The organism is Pseudomonas synxantha BG33R (assembly GCF_000263715.2).
Lineage (GTDB): Bacteria > Pseudomonadota > Gammaproteobacteria > Pseudomonadales > Pseudomonadaceae > Aquipseudomonas > Aquipseudomonas synxantha_A.
The window spans coordinates 5,380,045-5,393,246 of record NZ_CM001514.1; the positions used below are offsets into that span (position 1 = coordinate 5,380,045).

General features: G+C 49.8%; 11 protein-coding genes and 2 pseudogenes. 7 read left to right on the forward strand and 6 right to left on the reverse strand.

Annotated elements, in window-relative coordinates:
- Positions 1–172 precede the first annotated feature (172 nt).
- Entirely contained in the window at positions 173–868 is a 696-nt protein-coding gene (locus tag PSEBG33_RS04160) for a hypothetical protein (protein ID WP_232289397.1), read from the forward strand.
- A gap of 209 nt (positions 869–1,077) precedes the next feature.
- Here the strand turns inward: PSEBG33_RS04160 and PSEBG33_RS30210 are convergent, their stop codons facing one another.
- The 5 genes and pseudogenes from PSEBG33_RS30210 to PSEBG33_RS04140 all read right to left on the reverse strand — a co-directional run bounded on the left by PSEBG33_RS30210 (position 1,078) and on the right by PSEBG33_RS04140 (position 5,772).
- A complete protein-coding gene (locus PSEBG33_RS30210) occupies positions 1,078–2,460 on the reverse strand; it encodes a type I restriction enzyme subunit R domain-containing protein (RefSeq protein ID WP_420066317.1) in 1,383 nt (460 codons plus the stop codon).
- Positions 2,461–2,604: 144 nt separating this feature from the next.
- Positions 2,605–3,303, reverse strand: a pseudogene (locus PSEBG33_RS30215) (DEAD/DEAH box helicase family protein); the annotation flags it as partial.
- A 282-nt stretch (positions 3,304–3,585) separates the two neighbouring features.
- The gene (locus tag PSEBG33_RS04150; protein WP_005791557.1) at positions 3,586–4,143 is read right to left on the reverse strand and encodes a hypothetical protein; all 558 of its coding nucleotides are present in this window, start codon (positions 4,141–4,143) and stop codon (positions 3,586–3,588) included.
- Positions 4,144–4,171: 28 nt separating this feature from the next.
- Positions 4,172–5,116, reverse strand: a complete 945-nt coding sequence (locus tag PSEBG33_RS04145; protein WP_005791559.1) for a GIY-YIG nuclease family protein — start codon at positions 5,114–5,116, stop codon at positions 4,172–4,174.
- Entirely contained in the window at positions 5,113–5,772 is a 660-nt protein-coding gene (locus PSEBG33_RS04140; protein ID WP_005791560.1) for a restriction endonuclease subunit S, read from the reverse strand. The genes PSEBG33_RS04145 and PSEBG33_RS04140 overlap by 4 nt, the downstream gene beginning before the upstream one ends.
- Before the next feature lie 14 nt (positions 5,773–5,786).
- Here PSEBG33_RS04140 and PSEBG33_RS29825 point away from each other — a divergent pair.
- The 4 genes and pseudogenes from PSEBG33_RS29825 to PSEBG33_RS04130 all read left to right on the forward strand — a co-directional run.
- Positions 5,787–6,534, forward strand: a pseudogene (locus PSEBG33_RS29825) (integrase domain-containing protein); the annotation flags it as partial.
- A 580-nt stretch (positions 6,535–7,114) separates the two neighbouring features.
- Positions 7,115–7,771, forward strand: coding sequence for a hypothetical protein (locus PSEBG33_RS29435; protein WP_157264187.1), 657 nt, complete (start codon positions 7,115–7,117; stop codon positions 7,769–7,771).
- Positions 7,768–8,259, forward strand: a complete 492-nt coding sequence (locus tag PSEBG33_RS04135; protein ID WP_005791565.1) for an ImmA/IrrE family metallo-endopeptidase — start codon at positions 7,768–7,770, stop codon at positions 8,257–8,259. The genes PSEBG33_RS29435 and PSEBG33_RS04135 overlap by 4 nt, the downstream gene beginning before the upstream one ends.
- Positions 8,260–8,264: 5 nt before the next feature.
- On the forward strand, positions 8,265–9,401 hold the full coding sequence (locus PSEBG33_RS04130) for a beta family protein (protein ID WP_005791567.1): 1,137 nt from the start codon (positions 8,265–8,267) through the stop codon (positions 9,399–9,401).
- Between the two features lie 16 nt (positions 9,402–9,417).
- Here the strand turns inward: PSEBG33_RS04130 and PSEBG33_RS04125 are convergent, their stop codons facing one another.
- Complete coding sequence (locus tag PSEBG33_RS04125; protein WP_157264189.1) at positions 9,418–10,062, reverse strand: sce7726 family protein; 645 nt, start codon at positions 10,060–10,062, stop codon at positions 9,418–9,420.
- A gap of 596 nt (positions 10,063–10,658) precedes the next feature.
- On the opposite strand from PSEBG33_RS04125, the gene PSEBG33_RS04120 reads away from it, so the two are divergent.
- Together PSEBG33_RS04120 and PSEBG33_RS04115 are read left to right on the forward strand one after the other, a co-directional pair.
- Positions 10,659–11,042, forward strand: a complete 384-nt coding sequence (locus tag PSEBG33_RS04120; protein ID WP_005791570.1) for a nucleotide pyrophosphohydrolase — start codon at positions 10,659–10,661, stop codon at positions 11,040–11,042.
- Between the two features lie 24 nt (positions 11,043–11,066).
- On the forward strand, positions 11,067–12,935 hold the full coding sequence (locus tag PSEBG33_RS04115) for a DUF2075 domain-containing protein (protein WP_005791571.1): 1,869 nt from the start codon (positions 11,067–11,069) through the stop codon (positions 12,933–12,935).
- Positions 12,936–13,202 lie beyond the last annotated feature (267 nt).

A 13,202-nucleotide genomic window follows, 5' to 3' on the forward strand; every position in this document is an offset into this window, starting at 1 on the left:
TTACAAAAGAATCCAACCGTTTCCTTCCTCCCACCCTGAGTTTAAGACAGTGAATATAAAATCAGTTGCACTCAAAGCAGCAGGCTGCTTGGCGCTTGCACTTTCATTGAACGTACAAGCCGAAGTTGACTACGGGTACATGTATCCGCCCATGCTACCAAATGAACAAAATATGAACGATTTACCTTATGCCATTCCGTGCGCAGAGGCCAAAAACCAGTATGGGGCAAAATTCTACCGTTGCACTTGGTACACGCTGCCTAGGAACATTACTCAGTGGAATGCACAACAGCAGCGCAACGTCACCTTCAGCAACCACATCAGCGGAAAATGCGTGCGAGGCACTTGCCGTGCATCCAATGGGTCAGGTATCTATGGAGTGTACGGCCAGGACCTCAGTTTTAGTCTGTCCATTTACTACTACATCTATGAAAGTGAGGATGGTTATCCGATTGCCTATCGCATGGATGGTGGGCCAAATAAAAAGGGGAAAGAGGTTACCTACGCTCAATCGCGACAAATACTTCAGGACTTTTTGCTAGATCACGGCATCAGCAAAACGAGCGCAAAAGACGCTATTGCTGCCTACTCGTTGGATGCGAATGTAACGAGTGGTGAGTCAGTCGATGACGAGCCACAGATCGAAAAAACGCCCATGACAAAACCCACACAAACAATCGATGTAAAAGAAGCTTGGTGCAATCCGCGCGCAGACGATGAATGCACCATCAATGGCAAAAAAGTGCCCAAGGTGGAGCTTAAGCAATACCTGCCGGCTGTCTACGAACTAGAAGTGCTCAATGCAGGCGGGCACTGCGAGTATCCGATTTGCTATGATAAAAATGATAAGCCTGTCGGAATCAATTAAAAATTAAGGCACGGCTCTCATCCGTGCCTTTTTTTTGTTGGCAAATATTACGTTCTTAAAAAACCGATGCCAATCCGTGCGCATGCAATACTGCTATCTTTATAATCCATATTCTCCTGAGTAATATTGCCTAATGTCGCTACAGGTTTTTCGAACAGCCCCTCATCTACAAGTTGCTGATTGCTGATTGTTAAACTCTGCATCACTAATTACCGTGTAGCCCCCAGCAAATCCGCCCCTGAATCCCTCTTCAGCAGCTCATACACCACGGTCAAGAACACGTCGCGCGTCGACTCATCGCTCAGCAATTTTGTCGCCATACTAGTGTGGCTACTCATGGCACCGGCAATGGCTTGGATTGCGCGCGAGGGCAGATCAGCCTTCATCGCCTGCTCCATGGTGTTGTGCTGTACCTGAGCCATGAGTACATTGTCGACGCGAAGCTTCTCAGAAACATGCACGACCAGTGCTACTTGGTCAGTATCCGAGAAGGCGGTACCCAAGGCGTTGTTGAGCTTCTCGATTAACTCAGCGAGGTATTTCTTTTCCCGGTCTTGAGCGTCGCGTAGGCCGTTGTCGGTGATGCCGTAAAGCTGCGGAGTTTCGCCAGTTGGCAGTAGGCCATCCAGGTTGTCGCCTTTCTTAATTTTGTAATGGGTGAGCTTGAGGTCATCTAAATCCACCTGATCGGGTGTAATACCCTTGAGGCGTTTGCGCAGCAGGCGCGCATAGCTGGCAAAGGCTTCTAGGCTCGGGTCACCAAACTCAACCAACTGAGCGATATACTCGTAGTTGCGCACGAATTTGCTCAGGCATTCACTGAACACCATGAGCGCGTCCCGCGCCTTGGAGTATTCCGAACGCTGCACGTCGGCGTACTCCATATCTTTTTCATTGCCTTCGTCGTGGGCTTTTTCCCAGGCTTTTTCCCACTGATCGATGGCATCGTTGAGCGTCTTAAGTTTACCGTTGAAACGATCGGTAGCAGCCTGGGTGAGCGAGTACAGCTTCTGGTGCGTCACGTTGAGATCGACGATGGCGTTGCCGAAGGTTTCTACTTCAACCTGCTCATAGATGAACATGCCATCCAGTCGCTGCTTAATGTCGTAAACGATGTTCGGGTCCTGAATGTCTGCTAGCTGAGCTTCGCGGTAGAAAGTCTTGAACGCGGCCAGAATTTCCTTTGCTTCGTTGGCGAAGTCGATAACGAAAGTCTTGTCCTTACCTGGGAAGGTGCGATTCAGGCGCGAGAGTGTCTGCACCGCCTCCACACCGGATATTTTTTTGTCCAGGTACATGGCCACTAGCTTAGGCTGGTCGAAGCCGGTCTGATACTTATTGGCGACGATCATCACCCGGTAATCCGGGGTATCGAACACTTTACGCATGTCGCGACCATTGAGACCAGGGTTCAGGTTGAGCTCATTGAAATGGTGATCCGCCGGCAAGCTAGCTTCTTTCACATCGGTATTAGGTACATCGCCGGAGAACGCGACAATCGCCTGCACATTCTCGTAGCCGTTGCGTTTGCAGTAATCCCCTAGCGCCAGGTGGTACTTGACCGCTGCCGCACGGGAGCTAGTCACCACCATGGCCTTGGCCTGGCCGCCGAGAAGGTGCGCGACGTTCTTGCGGAAGTGCTCGACGATCAGTTCGACCTTCTGCCCCACGTTGACCGGGTTCAGCGACAACCATTTAGCCAACTTACGCCGGGCACTCTTCTCGTCCACACGCTTGTCTTCCACCAACTCGCTGCCAATGCGCAACGCCACGTCATAGCTGGTGTAGTTCTTCAGCACATCGAGAATAAACCCTTCTTCGATGGCCTGCTGCATGGTGTAGAGGTGAAAAGGTGCCGGTGGGTTTTCAACGCTCGCCGCTTGCTCCGGATTACATGGACGACCAAACAGGCTTACGGTTGAATGTTTGGGCGTAGCGGTAAAGGCAAAATAGCTGGCATTACCGGGACGGTTGCGCGAACTCTGCCACACAGACAGTCGATCATCCTTGGACAACTTCTCCCACTCCGCTTCGCTTTGCCCCGTCAGCACATAACGCAAGTCATCGGCGGTGCTGCCACCGGTTGAACTGTGCGCCTCGTCGATGATGATGGCGAAACGGCGATCACGCAGACTCTGCTCGCCGAGGATGATTTTCTGCGCATAGGGGAAGGTTTGCAGGGTGCAGACAATGATAGGCACGCCATCCAGCATGGCCTTAGCCAGTTGCTGACTTTTAGGGAGGCTAGACTGCTGGCGGTCGATGGCGCACACCACACCAGCCTGATGCTCGATCTGCTGGATTGCATCTTGCAACTGCTGGTCCAGCACCTGGCGGTCGGTGACCACGATCACGCTATGGAAGAACGGCTCGCCATCTGGACGACGCACGCGAATCAGCGAATGCGCAGTCCAGGCGATGGTATTGGTCTTGCCCGAGCCTGTGGCTCATCGCTTTGTCCTTTAGTTTCCCGGCCATCCTTGTGAACGGCACTACTCAATTCTGTTTAGCTTTAGCCTGTGTAAGGGACGATACAGCTGCCATACATCAATTCGCCGTCGTCGCAATTTCCACCACTCAGATCGGTCCGCTCATGGCACCAGCCGCATGCTCCCCTAAGCGGCTCATAGGTGAAGCTGTGGCTCTTCTTCTCACGATACAGTGATGGCTGCGACGGCATTCGCGCTGGGTCCGGCGGGCTCGAAAAATAGCAACAATCACCGCACGCTGACCGCCAAGGTGTTCCACGCAAGTCGCTTTACGCAATATTTACGTATCAATTTTCTTACCTGCGCCATAGCTACCAGGAAGACGCGCCCAAGAGTCGAGCATAACGATTCTCTTCGGCTGCAGTTTTTCTTCTCGGCCTTTTGCACATCTGATTGGCGACGCTTCAAGCCATATTTCAGAAACTCCGCCACGCCCGCCTTAAACTGCAAATCGCGAGTTGCAGGTTGACCCGATGGGTTGAAACGAACGCTCCCTTTATCCATTGAGCACTTCATCCCTAGGCGTTCACTGAACCAATAGGCAAGAAAAAGCTGATAATCGCGTTCATCAAATACCTCCACCAAGGTTCCCAGCAGGGTCGAGTCCCGGTGCAGCTCGCAATGAGAGACTGCGTAATTAACTGCTTGATACAGCAGATCCGATGAAAGCAACCTCCTTTGATCAAGCAGCGCGCGTAGTGCGTTCCGCTTGATCGAAACGCACTGGCTATAGCACTTTTTCTGATACTCGAGCTCAACAGCCTTACTGAACAATGGCTCGCCCATAACGCCTCCTGCGCAAATGCTGTTGGTATCACTCGGTCAAGGATGAACTACTGGAATCCGGCACCAGATTATTCAGCTGCAATTCCTGCCAAGCTGCGTACGTCTGACCTGTGCCTTCTACCAACCACGAAGTTCGGCCATTGGCGGAACGGCCGCTGACCACGGCAGCAGCGGCGCTGGGGCTGCTAAAGGCGCAGTCGTCGCTAAAACGCATATGCTCGCCATCAGCAACCAGCATACCTTCATCAACCAACTGCTTGAACAAGCCTTGGTAGCCGCGTTCGGTGCCAACCCATTCGGCGCGGGCCTTGGAGCCTTTGAGCACGAAGAATTCGCCGTCGATTTCCTGGCCCTGGGCGCTGATGCGGTAGCGCGGCAGCTCCAGGGCAAAACGGGGTGAGCGGCTCACTGGCGCAGCAGCGATGCTTGAAGTGGGCGCTGACGGTTTGGTCAGCTCACGAAGAAAGTCGAAGCCAAGCACCGGCAAGACGATACGGATCTGCTCAAGAAAAAACGCCATATCGGCGCGGTCGGATTCGGGCAGGTTGTTGTAGCTGTGGGCGGTGCCGTTACCCACCACGCAGCGGCCGGTTTGCGTGGCAATCTGGATCAGTTGGCTTTCCAGATACTTGGCGTGAGCCTTGGTCAGGTTTTGATCCTTGCTGGTGATCAGGCACACCCTTTCCCAGAAGTCCTTACCGCCCTGTTCTTCCGGACGGTTATGTTGTTTCAGGCGCTGGGCCACATCGTCGGATTCGCCGATATAAACCCGCGTGCGTAGGCTGTCGTCGGGGTCGGGGCCAACCAGAAAATACACACCAGTACGCGCGCACTCAGGGCGCTGCACCAACTCGGCTAGCTTGCTACGCGGTCCGGTCAGCACATGACCAGTCCAATTCATAATCTCGGCAGTGAGCAAGCCATTGGGTGTGCCGTCGACCAGAAACAGACGAATGCTGCGGCCTTGGCTCATACGGCCTCCCGCATGTCGATTTGGCCCGTAACGGCTGCGGTGATTAGGGCCGAACGGCGTTCTTTCAGAAGGTCGATGCTGCACTCAGTTTTGATGAGTAGCAGGTCAAGACGAGCTGTCGCTTTACTAATCATACCCTCTATATCTGCCTGCTCTTTGCGTGGGGGAACAGGAACAAGCAATTCCTTGACCGTTGCTATTGAGACCTCATTAAATGTTGAGCCTTGTTTGGCAAGCTGCCAGTAACCATCAACGGCCAAGCTCCGGAGGTACGCTACAAGAAACGCGCTCGACAACTCAGAAGAACAGTCGATCCTTGCAACACCTCTGGAGAGGTTCACTCCAGTTAGATGCGTTGGCACAACGAAAGCAGCCCCAATCGATGCTCGAATCCCTAAGATGACCTCTCCCCCCGTCAATCGCGACCGAGGAAAACCAGCTGCGATTTCCGGAGTAGTTTTTTGCAGATTTTCGATCACGAAATCGCCCGAAGACATATTGGTGGTCTGAACAAAAGGCACCCCCTCATCCAGAGGCTCCCCGGGCTGCACAATGCCGTAGGAAATCGTCGAACTCTCGTTGACGAGCAGCTTCAACGGTTTTACGCCCCAATGCTCCGGCACTTCCCCCAACCACTCCACACCGGAGTCTTTCATTTTTACGTTCGGATCTGCGCGACGTGGTTAGGCGCGGTGAGCTTGCTGTTAGCACCGCACAAAACCGGCTATCCAGCGTTAACAGGACCATGGCAGCGCTTCGCGGTGATCAGTGCGTGAATTGCCCAGTCCGAGCAAGGCGTTGGGTATGCAGCGCAGCCTAGTTCGCCAATCGGTGCCGCAGGGGCAAGATCGCGAGCAGGTGAAGCAGATCATTGATGCGCTTTGTAGTAGTGGCCAGTTTCGGGCGGCAGCTATAGTTCTGTTGGCGCGGACTACGGGCATGAGATTGCGTGAGGCGATTTTGGCTGATCTGCCAAGGTTATGCCGTGAGGCGAGCAAGCTCGGCAGGATCAATATTCAGGACAGCACCAAGGGCGGCCGGGCTGGGGGGCGGCGCCACTTTGGATTGGAGTGGATGAGCAGGTCCTGGATGCATTGGCGTTCGCAACGCAAGCATCGCCGGCAGATAGTTGCAACATGATTGCGCCGAAACAAAACTATAAGAGTGTCCTGCAAAAAACTGCGCGACCCGCTCGGAAGAGCTTGCACGCTCATCGCATCAAAGGGTTCCATGAACTGCGTGCGGCGTACGCGTGTGAACGCTACAAGCAAATCACTCGAAATATGGCACCAATTAACGGTGGAACTTTTCATCGGCCAGCTCGTTATTCAGACGCTAAAGCCAGAATACAAATCGCCCATGAGCTGGGACATGGTCGAATTAATATTATCTCTGCGTATATCGGGGGCCAGGGATGAGTAAATCATTCAATATGGAGCTTTTCATAGCTGGCGTGTTGAGTGGATCGTATGCAACGCGGCAACGCCATGTACGTCAGGCTAAGTTTATTCAATTCGCCATCGAAGATCGGTGGGGGCGGGATACCCCCTGGAAATGGCAGAGGAAGTATTTGTCCTGGTTTCTACGCCATCGCCTCAATCACCATAGTCATGCAACTCGCTATTACTACCGCCTGACGGTTCAGCTCTTAACCGTGAGGTTGGGCAAAGGCTAGGTTTTCGAGGACTGAACCGCGTCTTTTTCCGTTGACACGTCGACCACTGACACTGGCTGCGATCATTTTACACGGATAACGGTGATCCAGCACTATGGGCAGCGCTTTACGTTTTGTGGACGCCCTAGCTCTCACGCGAGAATGTGAGCTTGCAGATAGGCTGCTTGCACAAGCACTCGCGGTTTAGGCATTGAAAATCCTCACCTGATGATGGCACACTGACAGAGCACTATGGACTCGCTATCAGCTGTACCGATTCGGCTAAATAGCGATGTATTTCCATAATTTCTTAAAGCTAGCGGCTGTGAGATTTGGATTAGGACATGACAATAGGGAAATTTTCAAAAAAATACATCCCCAACACCCGAAGATACGCTCCAAGATCGATTCTATTAGCTGCCGCTCTCATATTACTCACCATATTTGTTTTTGTTCGTCCAGCCAGTGCTTCAACCCCTGAAACCTCAAGCAAATACGTAGTTAAAAAGATATCAAGCACGACAACAGCTAGCGATTCAGAAACAGGAATGATAGTACGAACTGCAGTCGCAGAAAATGCGTTAATGACGACAAAAGAAATTAGCAAGTTGGCTGTAAAAATCAGCACTCAACAAGAAGAAATAAAAGCGCTTCGCAAACAGATAGAAGATTTCGAAAAGCCTAGCGATATTAACACTATAACTATTGTGCTCACATGCGTATCTGTATTAATAACCATACTTGGAGTGGTATTCGCGATACTATCTATTTTTGGATATACAAATATACGCGAAGAAGCTGCCAGAAGCGCAAAGATAGCTGCAAAAGACACTGTCGAGAAAATAACAAAAGAAGAGCTGCCCGCTGAAACAGAAAAAAACATCATAGCGCTGATGGAAAATAAGCGCTTTGATAAAATCATTCAAGATGCCGTTGAAAATGTTATATATAGGGGCATTTCCATTGCAGATGAAGCCTCAGAAAATGGAGACACCAATTGAAATATTCTTTTGAATGGAACTCTCTGAACGATTTTCAACGTCAGATCATTCTCCAGCACCAAGCCTCCTTCCCTGTGGCAGTAGGTGCAATTGCGAAAGACTTCGGAATAACTGTAATGAAGTCAACAATGCCCGGCTCAATTTCGGGTGAGATAAGAGAGGCAGAAGGGAAAGTAACAATAAAAGTCAATAGGCATGATGTGAAGGAGCGGCAGCGTTTCACAATCGCTCATGAAATTGCTCACTTTTTATTGCATCGTGACCGATTAGCTAACGGAATTACCGACGACGTCCTTTATCGTTCGGGATTAACAGATGATCTGGAAAGACAAGCTAATCGATTAGCTGCAGACATAATAATGCCGTACAACCTCATACAAATCGCACTAGCGAATTTAAGCTCCTTAAAAGCAGAAGAGAAACTCAAAAACATATCAGAACTTGCGCAAGTCTCCTTGGCAGCGGTTAGAATCAGGCTTGGGAAGTAACTGTCATGCATAAAAACTTTGCCGATCGGAAATACATCCCTTTACTGGCCATTAGCATTGCGGAAATAACTGCGATGGAACAGCTTCCAGATAAAGACAGAGATATGATACTTCCACTTTTCCCCCTTAAAGGATGGGCAAGCGCCCACAAACTTTCGAGCTCTATCAAAAAAATCAGGGAAGCTACTGGCTCCAGGCCTTGGATTGCTGACATCGACACTAAATTTCTTTCTTCCAATAAAACCTTCTTATTTACTGGCTCTTTTCCTGAGCGTCCGGTTTTCCATGAGCTACAGAAGCTTCTCGATCCTCACGACGCTTTTAATAATTGGTATGAATTCATTAAAGGCCATGAAGAAGCTATTCCCTGTCTCCGACTCGAAAACTTAGAAAATCTAGAGGAGCTACGCGAGCAGGCAATCAAGTTATGTGCATTAGCCCGCGGACTGGTCATTAGAATAAATCCAACGTCCGAAAACTACGAAAGGCAAGAGCTAATACTTAGAGCACTGGGCGCAGAAGTTCTAGAAAAAACTCTTATGATATATGACCTGGGACAAATAGATGCAAAATTTGGCGAAAGAATCAATACGTTAGTTTCGTTCATAACTTCAGCTCGGGCTCATGCCAGCAGCCTAGAAATAGCTGTAAGCGCATCATCTTTTCCTTATGGTTTTGCGGGGCAAAAACAAGGAGAAAACTCAATATATGAACGAATGCTTTATAACCAAATATCCGAGCGCGCCGACTTAAAGCCAATTATATATTCGGACAGAGGAAGCGCTAGAGCCGACAAACAAGATGGTGGTGCAGGAACCCCACCTCCAAGAATTGATTACCCGTTAAAAAAGGACTGGAAATTTGTTCGGCGAGAGGTAGATGATGACGCACCGAATGCCCAAGAGAGACGTCGCGCAGCTTATATAGAGATAGCCAAGGAAATAACCACCAATACTTACTGGATTCCTGAGCTCAGACTATGGGGAACTCAACAGATCGAAATAACTGCGGAAGGAAGTGAATTTGGAATAAGTAGCCCAATGCGTTCAACTGCTGTCAGAATAAACATCCACCTATTCAACCAACTTCACTACGATACTGAAACTTCAGAGATTGATACTGACGAAGAATGGACAGATTGAGATCCTAAGTCCCCAACTAGACAATTACTTTGTAAGGACTTAACAGGTCTACGTCTGACGGGGACACTCTTCCTTCCAAGAAGGTTTTCTTCATAAAACGCTCGGACGCCATCATAAACCTCTTATGTAGCCCGTCAGCTAAAACAGACTTGATATCCGACTTCGACAGCCGTGAAATATGCCCCCTAACAGTAACTTTCAGGTCGTAGATCCCTAATTCATCTGGTACGACACCAACCTTCTTAGCTAATATTGAAAGTTCACGCCGCGTCATGAGATCAAGATAGTTTTCTTTACAGGCTCCTTTTATTGTCTTTCCCTTTCTCACCACCCTCAAACTATCCTTCGAAACCTCCCACACCCCTACGCTTTTATCCACCAACAGCTCCTCCACTTTCTTTACAAACTTCGGAGCGACCGCAACGACAACCTTGTCAAAATATTTACAGTACTCATCAACCTGACCAATCAAACGAGCCAAAGTATCCTTTTCGCTTTTGATTTCTACTGCAATCATTTTCCCTTTGCATACATATCCAAGATCTAGTCGTCTAACCTTTTTCGCCAGACCCATCTCACTAAAAACTAGCCCATCCCTGGTTAAACTTCCGCTAGAAATCAAATGACTAAGTACCAGCGATTTTATTTCCTTCTCCCCCACCAATACCCCCAAAAAAACAGTAAAGTCTCTGCATTAAACAATTTTAAAACCGCAAAATATTTTATATCACACCTAAGAAAATCTCAAGCATTTAAATCCCCCCCCAAAACCACAACCAACTGAATGAAAAAACTTCAAACCCGCTTTATGAAGTCCATATAGCACTATAGAAAAGGTATACATAAAATAGAAAAATCAAAATTTACGACAGACAAGATTTTACGAAATTACTCATCTACCCAAGGACACGCATACATTTTAAAAACATGAAAACCACCCCAGCAAGTTAGCAAACGAAGCCCATACGCTAAAAGTCAAATTGATGGCCCGACCTCACATTCACCGGCTAAAGACCATGAAAAACACAAGTAATTCTAGTTTTTCATACCAATAACTAACATCCCTTATCTGCGATAACGCGCCCGCGTGCATGAGCCCAGAATATAAGCTGATAAAAAACTTAGTGCAGACCAGAAATTCGATCAGCAAATGGTATTTTGTAAAACGAAGCCCGCTCAGCCATGAAAAGTCTTACAATCCAAGGTGCGAATTCCTAGGGGCCATGTGTCCTTCACTGATAACCAAGAGATAACCCCGTGAGTGACCCAGATTGCCCAGTCGCGCCGCTGGTCGACACAACGCAGCTAGCCGCCGCCCTTCAACGTTTCACAGATGATCGCGACTGGCAGCAATTCCACTCCCCCAAGAATCTCATCCTAGCCCTCACGGGAGAGGTAGGTGAGTTGTGCGAGATTTTCCAATGGATGAGCGATGCCGACTCAATCTCCGCCGCAACAGATCCCGAAATCGGCCAAGCCGTAAAGGATGAACTGGCGGACGTACTGATGTATCTGGTTCGCCTGAGCAGCGTGCTCGGCATCGACCTCAACGAAGCGGTGACACGGAAACTCGCCTCGAACGGCCAGAAGTACCCCGCGGATAAAGCCAAAAGCAGCAGCAAAAAATACGACCGACTCTGATCAACCCGAATCTAAGGACAAGCCGTGATCGTTTACGCTGCGACCAAACAGCAATTTCTAAAAGACAACGATAACGATGACATCGAGGACGTGATCCTCAGGCATTACAAGGACGCCACGGGCAAGACCGTTGGCAGGTCGGAAATCAGGTCGTGGCAAGGATCGCTAACGTACATGGCCAAGGTCCTTCGCGATGAAGGCCTGCCGAGCGATGCGGGTCTGGCCATTGAGCTGCACATTCCGCAGTCGTCGAAGCGAATCGATTTTCTGCTCACCGGTCGCGACGAAAATCAGGCAAAAAAAGCCGTCTTGATCGAATTGAAGCAATGGAGCAAGGCCAGCGCCACTACCAAGGATGCCATCGTCAAAACGGCATTGGGTGGCGGCCTCGTTGAGACCATTCACCCTTCCTATCAAGTATGGTCATACGCCGCGCTGCTGGAGGGCTTCAACGAGGCAGTGTATGACAAAAGCATCGAGATCCGTCCGTGTGCCTACCTTCATAACTACGTCAGCGACGGCATCATCGACTCAGCTCACTACGAGCCCCACATCAGCAAAGCCCCACTGTTCCTGAAAGGGCCGGATGAGCTCACCAAACTCAGAAACTTCCTGAAAAAGCATATTGCTCACGGCGATAACAAAGAGGTTCTCTACGAACTGTCCGATGGGAAAATCCGTCCGTCCAAAGCGCTAGCCGAAGCCCTCGAAGGGCTGATGACAGGCAAGCCAGAGTTCGTATTGATTGACGATCAAAAAGCAATTTTTGAATCAGCGCTTGCGGCAGCAAGCGAAGCCTCGGACCAGGCACCAAAGGTGCTGATCATTGAGGGGGGGCCGGGCACCGGGAAAACTGTTCTGGCTATCAATTTACTGGTGAGGCTCACAGAATTGAGGCTGTTAAGCAAATATGTCTCGAAAAATGCCGCCCCACGCAAGGTCTACGAAAGCAAACTGGTTGGCACCATAAAACGCAGCCATTTCTCGAATTTCTTTTCAGGCTCTGGGGCGTTCATCGACACTGAGCCCAACACATTCGATGCGCTTATCGTGGACGAAGCTCACCGGCTGAATGAGAAGAGCGGGCTTTATGGGAACCTTGGCGAAAACCAGATCAAGGAGCTGATTGAATCAGCGAAATGCTCAATTTTCTTCATCGATGAAGACCAGCGTGTGACCCTGAGCGACATAGGCAGCAAGCAGGCAATACGCGCCTTTGCCAAAGCCAAGGGTGCTGTGGTCGAGGAATATGTGCTGTCTTCACAGTTTCGCTGCAGTGGTTCTGACGGTTACATGGCATGGCTGGATGACGTGCTTGGCATTCGCTCGACAGCAAATCCGACGCTCAACACCTCGGAGTACGAGTTCAAGGTATTCGACTCACCTCGGGCGCTGCATGACGCCATTGACGAGAAAAACCATGGAAACAAGGCTCGTGTGGTCGCTGGCTATTGCTGGCCTTGGTTGAGCAAGAAAGCCCCCACCGCAACTGATATCGTCATTGGTGACTACAAACGCCAATGGAACCTGGATCAGGATGGCAGCCTATGGATCATCGCTGAGAACTCCATCGAGCAGGTTGGCTGCATTCATACCTGCCAGGGTTTGGAAGTCGACTACATCGGGGTGATCATCGGACCAGACCTAGTCGTACGTGACGGTAAGGTAGTGACATCCCCGGATGAGCGCGACAAGCACGATAAATCGATTCGCGGCTGGAAAAAAATGATGAAAGAGCAACCTACCCTCGCGAAAAATGAAACAGACGTGATCATCAAAAATACATACCGAACCCTGATGACACGCGGGATGAAGGGTTGCTACCTGTACTGCACCGACAAAGAGACCGCGCAATACTTCGAGAGTCGGCTTAACCAGCACAGCAATCATTGACGCTATCGTTTTCTAGGAGCCCCTGTACGTGCGGCGAGTGGGGACATCGTACGCGCAGGGACATCAATCAACAGCGCGACCATTTGCTTGATAGATTCGATCCCGATTCGTTTATGGGGCGGAGCTCAAAAAGCACCGTCCATCGAAATCCAGACCACACTGCGTTCCAACAGGTATTCCAAGCAAGTTGACCAATAAATTATTAACCAGAAAAACAGATAGATACCGATTTGTTTAAAATCACTCTGGCCAAACAAACGAAAAAAG